Below are 14,348 nucleotides of genomic sequence, written 5' to 3' on the forward strand. Positions count from 1 at the left end.
GGGATGAGTAAAGGAGCTGAGAAAAATGTTTTGGGAATATTTCACGGATATGTCATTTGTACTTACGGTCTTGATTGGGAGCATCGTAGCCCTTTTATTTGTGTATATTAGAAAATCTAATCGAAAACAGGCTCGATAGCTTTAAAGCCTATATCTTTGCGGTAAAAAATCTCCTCACACTGAAGCTTTTCCAATTCTTTATAGACAAGGGACTGTGCTTCTTCCAAAGTAGTTGCTTTCCCCCCGACCAATAAAACACGTCCACCATTCGTCACAAAACGGGAATCCTTCTTCTTCGTACCAGCGTGAAATACAAATAACTCTGAAGAGATTTCTTCAATTCCTATTAATGGAGCACCCTTTTCATAGGAGTCCGGGTAGCCTTTTGCAGCGACAACCACACCGATCATAGCCTCATTATCCCATTCAATTTGCGGCTCTTTGCCATCCAGCAATTCTACTATTACTTGAACTAAATCCGTTTTCATGCGCGGAAGAATGACCTGTGTCTCAGGGTCACCAAAACGAGCATTAAACTCAATAACCTTCGGACCGTTCTCGGTCTTGATCAGGCCTGCATAGAGAATTCCACAGAAGCTCCTGCCTTCTTTGACAAGTGCTTTTGCTGTTGGCTCTAAAATAGTGGATATCGCCGTTTGAATCACATCATCACCAATTTGTGGTACTGGAGAATAGGCTCCCATTCCACCGGTATTTGGACCTTTGTCACCTTCAAAAGCCCTTTTATGATCTTGCGCAATCTCAAGTGGAATTACATTCTCCCCATTCACTAATGCCATAAGCGAGAATTCCTCACCAGCAAGAAACTCCTCAACAACAACCGTGGAGGAAGCATCACCGAACTTCTCATCTTCCATCATTTCCTTTAGGCTAGTTAAGGCCTCATCGAGTGTCAGAGCCACAGTAACACCCTTCCCCGCTGCTAAACCGTCCGCTTTAATGACAATTGGTGCTCCCTTTTTTAGCACATAGGCTCTTGCCGACTCATAATCCGTAAACACTTCATATTCCGCCGTAGGAATGGCATATTTCTTCATCAGATTCTTAGCATATGATTTACTTCCCTCGATCTCAGCGGCTTTTTGGCTTGGTCCAAATACAGCTAGCCCTTCAGAACGAAACCGATCTGCTAACCCAGCTAGTAATGGTACCTCTGGTCCGATGATCGTTAAATCAATATGTTCGGACAAGGCAAAATCAACTAGCCTTTCCTGATCATTCTCTTCAATAGCAACAAGCTCAGCTACATCCGTCATCCCATCGTTCCCAGGAGCTACAAATACCTTATCGACGACGGGACTTTCACTTACCTTGCGACAAATCGCATGCTCTCGTCCGCCACGTCCGACCACTAATATCTTCATGCACCCTACCTCCAAACCATTTTAATTTGGCCCAGTTACTATGTATCATTGAGCAGCATACCGCCTTACACGTGTACGTTCACGATAGTTTCGTACCGAATAAAACCCGCTCACGCACACGTATAAGGCTAAGAACAACACTTACTTTGAAACAGCCCTAATGTTTGAAATGCCTTACCCCAGTAAAGACCATCGCAATGCCGTACTCATCCGCCTTCTTAATCGAATCCTCATCACGAATCGAGCCTCCGGGCTGAATGATCGCAGTAATGCCTGCTTTGGCCGCAGCCTCGACCGTATCATCCATCGGGAAAAAGGCATCCGATGCGAGCACAGCCCCGTTCGCTTTGGTATTGGCCTGCTCAAGCGCAATATTGGCAGCGCCGACACGATTCATTTGCCCCGCACCGATTCCTAATGTCATATTTTCGCTATTTACAACAATCGCATTGGATTTAACATGCTTCACAATTTTCCAACCGAACTCCAGTGCCTTCCATTCCTCATCCGTAGGCTCTCGCTTCGTTGGAACTGAAATGCTTGCTTCCTTTAGGGAGAAGCGATCCTGCTCCTGAACAAGCAAACCGCCCTCAATGGAGGTCAATTTCATCTCTGCCTTCGCCTGTTCATCAAATGGAATCGTTAAGAGACGGAGATTTTTCTTTCCAGTTAAGATTCCCAGAGCCTCCTCTGAAAAAGATGGTGCAATAACAATTTCAAGAAAGATTTCATGTAGCTTTTCTGCCGTCACCTTGTCCACTTCACGATTGAAGGCCACAATTCCACCAAAAATAGAAACAGGGTCAGCGGCAAATGCTCTCGTAAAAGCATTGAATACATCCTCGCCAGTCCCTACTCCACAAGGATTCATATGTTTTACAGCTACAGCTGCTGGTTCGGTAAATTCCTTTACGATTTGCAGAGCTGCATCGGCGTCGTTAATATTATTGTAGGATAATTCTTTGCCATGTAACTGAGTGGCATTCGCAATGGAAAAAACAGATCCCAATGGCTTACGGTAAAAAGCTGCCTTTTGGTGAGGATTTTCACCGTATCTGAGAGATTGCTTTAACTCATAGGTAACCGTTAATTTTTCCGGTGTTTCCTCCTCTGCAAGCTCGGTCATGTATTCCGCAATCATTGCATCATAGGCCGCTGTATGGCGAAAAACCTTGGCTGCGAGCTTACGGCGGGTTTTAATCGATGTCTCTCCCTTATTCTGCACTTCCTCAACCACCACATTATAATCTGCCGGATCGACGACAACTGTCACATATTCATGATTCTTTGCTGCGGCACGGAGCATCGTTGGCCCACCAATATCGATGTTCTCAATTGCATCCTCCACCGTGACATCTGGCTTCGCAATCGTTTGCTGGAAGGGGTACAGATTCACACAGACAATATGTATGGGCTCAATATCGTGTTCAGCCAACTCCTCCTGATGACTTTTTTCCGCAAATTTCGCAAGAAGTCCCCCATGAATATATGGATTTAACGTTTTAACCCGTCCCTCCAAAATTTCCGGAAACCCAGTTACCTCACTCACACCGATAACAGGAATTTGCTGCTCTTCTAACGCCTTTTTCGTTCCACCTGTTGAAATGATTTCATAACCTAAATCACTTAATTTCTTCGCAAATTCAACAATGCCGCTTTTATCTGAAACACTGATTAATGCCCGTTTTTTCATTCAAATGACCTCCCCGCTTTTTGTTAGCAGTTGTTCAATGACCGATGGGTAAAGCTCATGCTCGATTTCATGAATTTTCGTTTGTAAGGACTCTCGTGTTTCGCTCTCACTTATATTGATTGCCCTTTGCGCAATAATTGGACCCGTATCCATGCCTGCATCAACATAGTGAACGGTCACACCACTTACCTTCACCTTTGCTGCCAGCGCCTGACCGATGGCATCCTTCCCCGGAAAAGCAGGCAGTAAGGACGGATGAATATTAATGATTTTTCCCTCAAATTCCTCTAAAAGAGTAGGGCCAATTAACCTCATATAGCCAGCCAAAACGATAAAATCAACCTCATAATCTCGTAATTGCGTTAATATAGCGAACTCATAATCTTCCTTTTTCGGATAATCCTTCACTTGAACGACAAAGGTAGGGATGTTTTCATTGCGCGCCCGCTCGATCGCATAAGCATTCGGCTTGTCGCAAACGAGCAAGCAAATATCGGCAGCGAGTTCACCCTTCTTTTTCGCATCCACGATCGCTTGAAAATTACTCCCGCTCCCTGAAGCAAATATGGCGATTCTTTTCATCCTAACCTCCGCCCGCTCATCAGAATGCCTTCTCGATTGGAAACAACGCCAAGTTGATAGGCTTTTTCCCCTAAATCATTAAAATACTGAATGACTTCTTCGGCATGTTCTGGGTTTACTGCAACAACCATACCCATTCCCATATTAAAAATATTGTACATTTCGTCTCGTTCAAGGTTTCCGAGCTTCTCCATCAATGTATAAATAGGAGGGATTTCCCAGCCGCTCTCGTCGAGTTCTGCCCCAAGTCCTGCCGGAAGCATACGTGGAATATTTTCAACGAAGCCTCCGCCAGTAATATGCGCCATTCCTTTTATGTCAAATTTCTTCATCGCAGCTAACAGCGGTTTGACATAAATTTTGGTCGGGCGTAGTAGTTCCTCCCCAAGGGTACAACCAAGCTCTTCCACATGGTCATGTAGGGACATCTTCGCTTGCTCAAAGAAAACTTTTCTCACGAGAGAATAACCATTGCTATGGATACCACTGGAGGCTAATCCGATAAGGACATCTCCTGCTTGAATATTCTCTCCTGTAATAAGGGCTGATTTTTCACAAGCACCGACAGAAAATCCAGCCAGATCATATTCCTCTGCATTGTACATGCCTGGCATCTCGGCTGTTTCTCCTCCAACCAATGCACAGCCAGCCTGCTCACAGCCATCGGCAATCCCTTTTACGATCGCTTCAATCCTTGCCGGTTCTGCCTTGCCACAGGCAATGTAATCGAGAAAATAAAGAGGTTCTGCTCCTTGCACAACGATATCATTGACACACATGGCAACAGCATCGACCCCGATTGTGTCGTGCTTATCCATCATGAAAGCAAGCATTAGCTTTGTCCCCACACCATCAGTGCCGGAGACAAGAACCGGTTCCTTCAGATTCAGAGCTGATAGGTCAAACATTCCACCGAAGCCGCCGAGTCCACCAAGAACGCCTAGCCGCTTCGTTCTGGCTACATGCTTCTTCATTCGAGTAACCGCCTCATAGCCTGCCTCAATATTCACTCCGGCACTCTTGTATGCGCCTGCCATTTCAAGACCTCCTTCATTGTAGAAATGCTGTGTTCATATGATTTGATATTATGGAATGGCCTCAAGCCGTCCCAAAAAATAACCTTTAGAAAAGAAAAGCGACATCTTTCATGTCGCTGTATTAGACGTTTTCGTAGGCTCTAACCGTGGTTGGATAGATTTCCGTTGGATATTTACCTGTAAAACAGGCCACACATTGTCCGCAGTTTTCATCCGAGCTTTTCTTGCCAATACCTTCAAGCAAACCTTCTAAGCTTAAAAAGGTTAAAGAATCCGCACCGATGATTTCTCTCATTTCTTCAACCGTATGATTAGCAGCCATCAGCTCTTCCTTCGTCGAGGTGTCGATTCCATAAAAGCATGGATGCTGAATCGGCGGCGAGCTAATGACCACATGGACCTCTGTCGCTCCGGCTTCCTTCAACATCGTCACGATGCGCCGGCTTGTCGTACCACGTACAATCGAATCATCCACCATGATTACTCGTTTTCCCTCTACTACACCACGAACAGGCGACAGCTTCATCTTCACACCCTGCTCTCTCAAGACTTGAGATGGCTGAATGAACGTTCTGCCAACATATTTATTTTTTATCAAACCCATTTCATATGGGATTCCCGATTCCTCCGCATATCCGATAGCAACAGAAATACTAGAATCCGGCACTCCTGTGACGACATCTGCTTCTATCTGCACTTCCTTGGCAAGCTTCTTCCCAAGACGCTTTCTTGCTGTATGAACGTTGATGCCTTGAATATTACTGTCAGGACGGGAAAAATACACATACTCCATCGAGCACATCGCTTGATTCGCTGGAAGTACATACTGTTCGGTACGAATGCCTTCATCATCAATAATAACCAGTTCTCCCGCCTGAACATCACGAACAAATTTTGCTCCTACAATATCAAAAGCACAGGTTTCAGAGGTAATTAAGTATGCATCTCCTAATTTCCCAATGGACAATGGGCGCATCCCATTCGGATCAAGAGCAACCATCAGCTGGGTTTCTGTCATGATGAGAAAAGCATAAGCCCCTTTTAGCATCGATAAAGCATTATGCACCTGTTGAACAAACGGGGTATTCCCTCCCCGGCGAATCAAATGAGCCAGCACTTCTGTGTCCGAGCTCGTTTGAAAAATGCTCCCTTGCGCTTCAAGCTGTTGTTTTAATGCCGAGGCATTAATAAGATTTCCGTTATGTGCTAATGCCAGGCTGCCAGACTGAGAGTGAAACAAAAGCGGCTGAACATTTTCATAGCCACCGCCACCGGCAGTTGCATAACGGACATGTCCGATGGCCCCCGTTCCGTTCAATTGCTGCAGGGCTTCCTGGGAGAAGATCTCAGTGACAAGACCTTCCCCTTTTATTCCCTTCAGTCTCTCTCCATCGGTTACCACAATTCCGCATCCTTCCTGGCCCCGATGCTGAAGACTATGCAAGCCATAATAAGTAATTTGCGCTGCGTTCGGATGTCCCCAAACTCCAAAGATGCCACACTCTTCATTAAGGCCTTTTATTTCAGCAAGCATGGAATAGCTCCCCTCCAAGCATCCTCTAAGTCTGCTACTTTTTGATTGATGACAACCTTATTATTCGCATAGATTTCTAGCTTTGCAGAATCAGTGATTTCTCCTATTTTCACCGCATCAACTAGTTGCTCAAATTGCTCCTGATGCTCTTTTTTCACAGAAATGATAAAGCGGGACTGAGATTCACTGAAGAGAGCAGAGGTAATATTCCCTTCCACCTTAACCTTGGCGCCAAGTCCTTTTGTACCAAATAAGCTTTCAGCCAAAGCCACAGCAAGACCGCCTTCAGCGATATCATGGGCAGAAGCCACAACGCCGGCACGAATCGCCGCTAACACTTGCTTCTGTACTTTCGCTTCGATATCTAAATCAATTTCTGGTGCTTTCCCAAAGATTCTCCCGTAGGTCAACTTCTGGAGCTCACTTCCACCGAATTCATCCTTCGTTTCCCCAACAAGATAAATCAGATCTCCGTCTCCCTTAAACACTTGAGTCGTAATATGTTCCAGGTCTTCGACTAAGCCAACCATACCGACAACAGGCGTTGGATAGACAGCCGTTCCATTTGTTTCATTGTATAAGGAAACATTTCCACCGATCACAGGTGCGTTTAGCTTACGGCATGCCTCACTCATTCCGTCAACAGATTTTTCAAATTGCCAGAAAATTTCTGGCTTCTCTGGGTTACCGAAATTCAAGCAATCTGTAATCGCTAACGGTTCAGCACCTGATGCGACGACATTACGAGCAGCCTCTGCCACTGCTATTTTTCCGCCAGTTTCTGGGTCCAAATAAATGTAGCGGGAGTTACAATCGGTTGTCATCGCAAGTGCCTTCTTCGTTCCACGAATTCTTACGACCGCTGCATCTGAGCCAGGTGCGACGACCGTATTGGTTCGGACCATATGATCATATTGATCGTAGACCCACTCTTTACTAGCAATGGTCGGTTGTTTTAAAAGGATTATAAGGGTCTCGTTATAATCCTCCACTTGTGGTATATCGTTCTCCATTGCTTGAAACTCACGAAAATAAGCAGGCTCACTAGACGGTTTATGGTACACAGGCGCATCCTCTGCTAGTGCATCAGCTGGTACGTTTGCTACCACTTCACCCTTGTGAAGGAGGCGAAGCATTTTATCATCGGTTACATGTCCAATTGCAACTGCCTCTAGACCGTATTTGGAAAAAAGATCAACGATTTCCTGCTCACGGCCCTTTTTTACGACAATCAGCATACGCTCCTGCGATTCAGACAGCATCATTTCATAGGCAGTCATGCCCGTTTCCCGCTGTGGTACAAAATCCAAATTCATCTCAATACCAGAACCTGCTTTACTTGCCATTTCAGCAGATGAGCTTGTGAGGCCAGCTGCTCCCATATCCTGAATGCCGACGAGGGCATCCAATTGAATCAGCTCTAAACAAGCCTCAATGAGCAATTTCTCCATAAAGGGATCACCCACCTGAACGGCCGGGCGTTTTTCGTCGGAATCTTCGGTTAACTCTTCCGATGCGAAGGTGGCCCCATGAATGCCATCACGGCCTGTCTTTGCCCCTACATACATCACTGTATTGCCCACTCCATGAGCCTGACCCTTTTTAATATCCTTATGATCAATGATGCCGACACACATCGCATTGACGAGAGGGTTTCCTTCATAGCAAGCATCGAATTGAATCTCTCCGCCAACCGTTGGGATTCCGATACAATTTCCATAGCCTGCAATTCCTGCAACAACTTCTTTAAAAAGGTAACGTACACGAGAAGAAGCATCTAATTCCCCGAATCGTAAAGAATTTAATAAGGCAATCGGTCTTGCTCCCATTGAAAAGACATCGCGGATAATTCCACCCACACCTGTTGCGGCCCCTTGATAGGGCTCAATGGCGGATGGGTGATTATGGCTTTCGATTTTAAAGACAACCGCTTGTTTGTCACCGATATCAACGATTCCTGCACCCTCCCCTGGACCTTGAAGGACTCGTTCTCCACTAGTCGGGAATCGTTTTAATACAGGCTTAGAGTTTTTGTAGCTGCAATGCTCGGACCACATAACAGAGAAGAGACCTGTTTCCGTATAATTAGGAGTGCGTCCGAGAATTCCCTCGACCATCGCAAACTCTTCATCCGTCAAACCCATTTCTCGATAAAGTTTCTCTTGTTTAATTTGTTCTGGACTTGGCTCAAGCTTTAATGACATTTGCTTCCCTCCATTGCTTCACGATCGCCTTAAACAGCTTCAATCCATCCGCTCCACCTAGTAATTCGTCAACTGCTCTTTCAGGATGTGGCATCATGCCAAGGACATTGCCCTGTTCGTTGATAATCCCGGCAATATTGGCTAACGATCCATTCGGGTTGTTCTCATAAGTAAAAACAATTTGCTTGTTTTCGATTAGTTTCTGCAGTGTTTCTTCATCACAATAGTAGTTCCCTTCACCATGGGCAATTGGAATTGTGACAAGCTCACCCTCTTCATATAATGAAGTGAACATCGTTTGATTGTTTTCAACCTTTAGCTTGGTTGGTCGACAGATAAATTTCAAGCTTTCATTTCTTCTCATGGCTCCTGGCAGCAGACCGCTCTCTAGTAAAATTTGAAATCCATTACAGACGCCAAGGACGGGCTTTCCAGCTTGTGCTGCTTTTACAACCTCCTGCATTACTCGACTGAAACGGGCAATCGCACCTGTGCGCAAATAATCACCATAGGAAAATCCCCCAGGTAAAAGGATGCCATCAAATTCATCGAGGCTTTCGGCATCATGCCATACATACTCTACCTCTTCCCCTAACTCATCCTTAATGGCGTGGTACATGTCAACATCACAGTTCGAGCCTGGAAACACGATGACAGCAAATTTCACGGAGCAACAGCCTCCTCAATTTCATAACGGTAATCCTCAATCACTGGGTTCGCAAGCAAGCTCTCACACACTTCCTTCACGATCTCTTCCACAGCGCGCTCTGATTTTTCAATTGTGAGTTCCATATACTTTCCGATCCGAACGTCCTTTACCTCGTGGTAGCTTAACGATTGTAATGAATTCTTTACAGCCGCCCCTTGTGGATCGAGAACACTTTCTCTTAAGGTTACATAGACTTTTACTTTATACATGAGAAGGACCTCCAAGTCTTGCTAATATTTTTTCATAGGCTTCCGTTAGGTTCCCTAAATCTCGGCGGAACACATCTTTATCAAGTCTTTCACTTGTGTTCGCATCCCATAATCGACATGTATCAGGAGAAATTTCGTCTGCAAGCACGATATTCCCCTCTGCATCCTTTCCAAACTCTAGCTTGAAATCAATCAAACGAATACCTAGTTCTAGAAATAAATGGGATAGCACCTTATTGACATGCAAAGCTTTATATTTCAAAGCGGCAACTTCTTCTTTTCTAGCAAGCTGCAATTCTTCGATATGATCCTCAATTAACAATGGATCCCCCAAATCATCGTCTTTGTAGTAAAATTCGACAATTGGCCTTGTTAACGGCTTCCCTTCTTCAATTCCTAGTCTCTTTGAGAAACTTCCAGCCGCTACATTCCTGACCACGACTTCAAGAGGGATAATCTTAACCTTTTTTACTAACTGTTCCGTTTCAGAGAGTTTTTTCACAAAATGTGAGGCAATTCCCTCTCTTTCAAGTTTTGAAAATATTAAGCTCGTAATTTCATTATTTAGGCGGCCCTTACCAGTAATTTGCGCCTTTTTTTCACCATTGAAGGCTGTTGCAGAATCCTTATACTCAATCCAAACAAACTGTGCATCATCGGTTTCATACACTCTCTTCGCTTTTCCTTCATATAACAACGCTCTCTTTTCCATATAAGAGCCCCCTTATGAAAATTTGGTACCTGGTACCGTTCGTGGACAGTGTCCGCTCAAGGCGGACACTTATCCTGAAATTACAAACCGAGCCGTTCGAAAATGGTATCGACATGTTTGAGGTGATAGTTGTAATCAAAGCAATCCTCAATTTCTGCTGGTGAAAGCTTATTGGCAATCGTCTCATCTGCCTCTACTAGGCTTCTAAATGGAACTTGCTTTTCCCACGCTTCCATCGCTCTTGGCTGAACCGTATCATAAGCCTCTTCACGCGTTAATCCTTTATCGATTAAAGCGAGCAGTACGCGCTGGGAGTAGATAAGTCCAAGGGTCCGGTCCATATTGCGCTTCATATTCTCCGGGAAGACCGTTAAATTTTTGACGATGTTTCCGAAACGGTTAAGCATGTAATTCAAGGCAATCGTTGCATCTGGTAGAATGATTCTCTCCGCTGACGAATGAGAGATATCACGCTCATGCCATAATGGCACATTTTCATAGGCTGTTAGCATATGCCCACGAATGACACGAGCAAGCCCTGTCATATTTTCTGAGCCGATTGGATTGCGTTTATGCGGCATCGCAGAAGATCCCTTTTGCCCCTTCGCAAAAAATTCCTCAACCTCTCGGGTTTCACTCTTTTGCAAACCGCGGATCTCTACTGCAAATTTTTCAATTGAGGTCGCAATTAATGCAATTGTAGACAGATAGTGCGCATGGCGATCCCTTTGCAGCGTCTGGGTAGAAATCGGCGCTGGCTGTAAGCCTAGCTTTTCGCAGACGTATTTTTCGACAAATGGATCAATATTCGCATAGGTCCCAACGGCTCCAGAAATTTTCCCGTACTCGATTCCCGTTGCAGCCTGCTTGAATCTTTCGAGATTGCGCTTCATTTCCTCATACCAAAGGGCAAGCTTCAGTCCAAAGGTCGTTGGCTCGGCATGGACACCGTGGGTACGCCCCATCATCACGGTATATTTATGTTCTTGAGCTTTATTTTTGAGAATTTCAATGAAGTTCTCCAGGTCCTTAAGCAAGATTTCGTTGGCTTGCTTTAGGATATAAGATAAGGCTGTATCGACCACATCTGTTGAGGTTAGACCGTAATGAACCCATTTTCTTTCTTCACCCAATGTTTCTGAAACGGCACGAGTGAACGCAACTACATCATGGCGAGTTTCTTCTTCGATTTCTTTTATGCGATGAATATCAAAGGAAGCATTTTCCCTTAGGAGCTTTACATCTTCTTTTGGAATTTCACCGAGCTCTGACCATGCCTCACAGGCTAAGATTTCAACCTCGAGCCATGCTTTAAAGCGGTTTTCCTCTGTCCAAATGGCACCCATTTCTGGTCTTGTATAACGATCAATCATTCTATTATCCCCCGATCTATATCTTTGTCTGTTCCCAAATTCCACTGCTGTCAATTTCCAAAAGGGTTTCCTCCACTGAATCGTGTAAAATGGTGACATGGCCCATTTTTCTTTTTATCTTCGCTTCTTCTTTTCCATACAAGTGAATTTTCCAATTCGGGTATTTCGAAATTCTGTCTAATACCTTTTCTTGATGTTCCCCAAGAATATTCACCATGATTGCGGACTTCAATAGCTCTGTACTGCCAAGCGGCCAGTTGCACACAGCACGAATATGCTGCTCGAACTGTGAGGTCACGCAGGCCTCGATTGAATAATGCCCCGAGTTATGTGGTCTTGGCGCAAGCTCGTTAATGTATATTTTCCCTTCTTCCGTGAGGAACATTTCCACTGCTAATGTTCCAACAAGCTCGAAGGCCTCCGCTAATTGTTTAGCAAGCTGAATCGCCTTTTTTTCAGCCTCTTGATGAATCCTTGCGGGTACAATTGTTTGATGGAGAATATTGTCCTTATGAATATTCTCTCCAACTGGAAAAACAACAGTCTCTCCATTTGGATTTCTTGTCACGATAACGGAGATTTCTTTTTCAAATGAAATCCATTTTTCTAGTACACATGCATTTGACTGAACAAGCTTTTCGGCTTTCGTCAAATCCTCTTCATATTGGAGCACTAGCTGTCCTTTTCCATCATAGCCACCTGTTGCGGTCTTCAACACGCAAGGGTAACCGAGTTGCTCGACGGAAGACTGGAGATCGTCCATGGATTCAATCACTTGATAAGGTGCTACTTCGGCCCCTGCTTTTTCGATTGCCTTCTTTTCCGTTATGCGATTCTGTGTCATTTCAAGGAGCTTTTTCCCTTGAGGGACGTTGGCATGTTCACAAAGCCAATTCAATGCAGCGGCATCAATATTTTCAAATTCATATGTAATTACATTACTGACCTCAGCTAGCTCCTGAATCGCCTTCATATCATGGTATTCGGCAACGATTTTCACATCGGCAACCTGACCACAAGGGGAATCTTCCGTTGGGTCAAGGACAGCAATGCGGAAGCCTTGAGCCTTCGCTGCAAGTGCCATCATCCGACCTAATTGGCCACCACCAATAATTCCAATCATTTGTCCTGGCAAAATGATATTAGACAAGCTCATCACTACTTTCCATGACAGATTCTCTCGTCTTTTCTCTCATCTCGTCTAGTTTCTCTGCGATGTTTTTGTCCGTAGTACCAAGAATTTGCGCTGCTAATAATCCGGCATTGGTAGCCCCTGCTTTTCCGATTGCCACGGTTGCAACAGGTACGCCCCCTGGCATCTGAACGATCGATAACAATGAGTCTAATCCATTTAATGCTTTCGATTGAACAGGCACACCAATCACAGGTAAGGTTGTCTTCGCTGCGACCATTCCAGGTAAATGAGCGGCACCACCAGCCCCAGCAATAATGACCTTGAAGCCATGTTCCCTCGCTTTTTCCGCATATTGAAACATGAGATCCGGTGTTCGATGGGCCGATACCACCCTTTTTTCGTACGGAATCTCCAATTGCTCCAATACCTCACAGGCATGTTTCATCGTTTCCCAATCTGATGTACTTCCCATAATGACAGCTACTTGTGCGTTCATGGCTCTCCTCCATTTTAAACAATCTGTAAAGGTCTACCAAAAACAAAAACCCGGATCAGACTGCTTCCTCTATAGTAGGAAAGCAATCTGCCCGGGACATGATTGATCAATTTTAGGCATATCAATAGATGAGGCGATTTCATTTCCCGTCTACCTCACACTACTACACCCGCGAAAAATCATACGTCATCCAGTCATATTTACTTTCCTCATAGTCCAACAATTTATGGTTGTCGGGTAGAAACTTATGGGCCATATTCCCATTATATATGAGGCTTTCACTTATTTAGATGAGATCGTTCTAAATCGACATTTCGTACAAAAACGTCCTCTTAGTTTCAATTATCTTCACTAACATCTTATCAAGAGTAACAGGTAGTGTCAATAAAAATTCGAACAATTTGATACCAACTTTGTCCTAATGTTCGTATTTTCTACTCTTTTTTCTTTGCTTCAAAGATAATTTGCCTCCCAATGGGTTCATACTCCACAGAAGAACCATTTTTCTTTTCTTGAAAAATAGGTTTTTCCATTCTTCTAATCGGCGTGTAACCTTCCTTCTCAATCCTATCTAGACACTCATCTATCGTCTCATCTTCTTTTACCTCAAATATGAGTTTTCTTTTCGACTCACCCATCACAATTTTCCTTTCATTCATCTATGTATGGAAAAAGGCCAACGACTAAATCGTCAGCCTTTACTATAATAGTATAATTTTTCCCCATTAGAAGCAATTATATCCTTAGCAGCCTCCGGTATCTTCTTGTCCTTACGGACAATTTTTTTGAAAAGAAAAAGAGTACCCTCTACTGGATACTCTTCGCTCGCCCGGCAACGTCCTACTCTCACAAGGGGACAGCCCCTAACTACCATCGGCGCTGAGAAGCTTAACTTCCGTGTTCGGTATGGGAACGGGTGTGACCTTCTCGCCATCGTCACCGGACCAAATAATCAAGACATACTCTATTATACTGATTTTAACCATTATTTCAAGAGAAATTATTCCCTCAAAACTAGATAATGAGTGAAGAAGAGAAATTACTGAATATCGCTTTCTTACTTGTCTAGCTTCGGCTCCTAACTTCTCGGTCGTTTCAATCCGTTCCCACAAATCCAAAACCAGGATTTGTATGACCGGCTCTCCAACGCCTGTCGAAGCTAAGCAGTCGCCTCCGCTTTTCTATTTGGTTAAGTCCTCGAACGATTAGTATCAGTCAGCTCCACGTGTCACCACGCTTCCACCTCTGACCTATCAACCTGATCATCTTTCAGGGTTCT

14 protein-coding genes, 2 rRNA genes and 1 riboswitch are annotated in these 14,348 nt (G+C 44.4%); of the genes, 1 reads left to right on the plus strand and 15 read right to left on the minus strand.

From position 1 onward, the window contains the following. Positions 1–49: 49 nt before the first annotated feature. The gene (locus J2S07_RS21970; protein WP_370872852.1) at positions 50–139 is read left to right on the plus strand and encodes an EYxxD motif small membrane protein; all 90 of its coding nucleotides are present in this window, start codon (positions 50–52) and stop codon (positions 137–139) included. On the opposite strand, the gene purD is transcribed toward J2S07_RS21970, so the two are convergent. From purD to J2S07_RS15865, 15 genes are all read right to left on the minus strand, one after another. After that, positions 117–1,385 (minus strand): phosphoribosylamine--glycine ligase, encoded by a 1,269-nt coding sequence (gene purD / locus J2S07_RS15795; protein WP_307151374.1) that lies wholly within the window; start codon positions 1,383–1,385, stop codon positions 117–119. The genes J2S07_RS21970 and purD overlap by 23 nt on opposite strands. 157 nt (positions 1,386–1,542) lie before the next feature. Continuing rightward, positions 1,543–3,078: a bifunctional phosphoribosylaminoimidazolecarboxamide formyltransferase/IMP cyclohydrolase gene (gene purH / locus J2S07_RS15800; RefSeq protein ID WP_307151375.1), complete on the minus strand. Its 1,536-nt coding sequence runs from the start codon at positions 3,076–3,078 to the stop codon at positions 1,543–1,545. Then, entirely contained in the window at positions 3,079–3,660 is a 582-nt protein-coding gene (purN, locus tag J2S07_RS15805; protein ID WP_307151376.1) for a phosphoribosylglycinamide formyltransferase, read from the minus strand. After that, positions 3,657–4,697, minus strand: coding sequence for a phosphoribosylformylglycinamidine cyclo-ligase (purM, locus tag J2S07_RS15810; protein ID WP_307151377.1), 1,041 nt, complete (start codon positions 4,695–4,697; stop codon positions 3,657–3,659). The genes purN and purM overlap by 4 nt, the downstream gene beginning before the upstream one ends. 121 nt (positions 4,698–4,818) lie before the next feature. Further along, a complete protein-coding gene (purF, locus tag J2S07_RS15815; protein WP_307151378.1) occupies positions 4,819–6,231 on the minus strand; it encodes an amidophosphoribosyltransferase in 1,413 nt (470 codons plus the stop codon). After that, positions 6,216–8,435 carry a phosphoribosylformylglycinamidine synthase subunit PurL gene (purL, locus tag J2S07_RS15820; RefSeq protein ID WP_307151379.1) on the minus strand — a complete coding sequence of 740 codons (2,220 nt, stop codon included), beginning with the start codon at positions 8,433–8,435 and terminating at the stop codon, positions 6,216–6,218. Before purL ends, purF begins: the two co-directional genes overlap by 16 nt. Next, positions 8,419–9,102, minus strand: coding sequence for a phosphoribosylformylglycinamidine synthase subunit PurQ (purQ, locus tag J2S07_RS15825; protein ID WP_307151380.1), 684 nt, complete (start codon positions 9,100–9,102; stop codon positions 8,419–8,421). The genes purL and purQ overlap by 17 nt, the downstream gene beginning before the upstream one ends. Further along, complete coding sequence (gene purS, locus J2S07_RS15830) at positions 9,099–9,353, minus strand: phosphoribosylformylglycinamidine synthase subunit PurS (protein ID WP_307151381.1); 255 nt, start codon at positions 9,351–9,353, stop codon at positions 9,099–9,101. The genes purQ and purS overlap by 4 nt, the downstream gene beginning before the upstream one ends. After that, entirely contained in the window at positions 9,346–10,065 is a 720-nt protein-coding gene (purC, locus tag J2S07_RS15835; protein WP_307151382.1) for a phosphoribosylaminoimidazolesuccinocarboxamide synthase, read from the minus strand. Before purC ends, purS begins: the two co-directional genes overlap by 8 nt. 80 nt (positions 10,066–10,145) lie before the next feature. After that, positions 10,146–11,438 carry an adenylosuccinate lyase gene (gene purB / locus J2S07_RS15840; protein WP_307151383.1) on the minus strand — a complete coding sequence of 431 codons (1,293 nt, stop codon included), beginning with the start codon at positions 11,436–11,438 and terminating at the stop codon, positions 10,146–10,148. Positions 11,439–11,454: 16 nt separating this feature from the next. Beyond that, positions 11,455–12,594: a 5-(carboxyamino)imidazole ribonucleotide synthase gene (gene purK / locus J2S07_RS15845; RefSeq protein WP_307151384.1), complete on the minus strand. Its 1,140-nt coding sequence runs from the start codon at positions 12,592–12,594 to the stop codon at positions 11,455–11,457. Further along, the gene (gene purE / locus J2S07_RS15850; protein ID WP_307151385.1) at positions 12,581–13,069 is read right to left on the minus strand and encodes a 5-(carboxyamino)imidazole ribonucleotide mutase; all 489 of its coding nucleotides are present in this window, start codon (positions 13,067–13,069) and stop codon (positions 12,581–12,583) included. Before purE ends, purK begins: the two co-directional genes overlap by 14 nt. Before the next feature lie 192 nt (positions 13,070–13,261). Then, a riboswitch (purine riboswitch) is annotated at positions 13,262–13,362 on the minus strand. 141 nt (positions 13,363–13,503) lie between these two features. Beyond that, complete coding sequence (locus tag J2S07_RS15855) at positions 13,504–13,707, minus strand: NETI motif-containing protein (RefSeq protein ID WP_307151386.1); 204 nt, start codon at positions 13,705–13,707, stop codon at positions 13,504–13,506. 189 nt (positions 13,708–13,896) lie between these two features. After that, a 5S ribosomal RNA gene (rrf, locus tag J2S07_RS15860) occupies positions 13,897–14,013 on the minus strand. Positions 14,014–14,254: 241 nt separating this feature from the next. Then, positions 14,255–14,348 (minus strand): 23S ribosomal RNA (locus J2S07_RS15865); the annotation flags it as partial.

The sequence above is a fragment of the Anoxybacillus andreesenii genome (assembly GCF_030813005.1).
GTDB lineage: Bacteria > Bacillota > Bacilli > Bacillales > Cytobacillaceae > Robertmurraya > Robertmurraya andreesenii.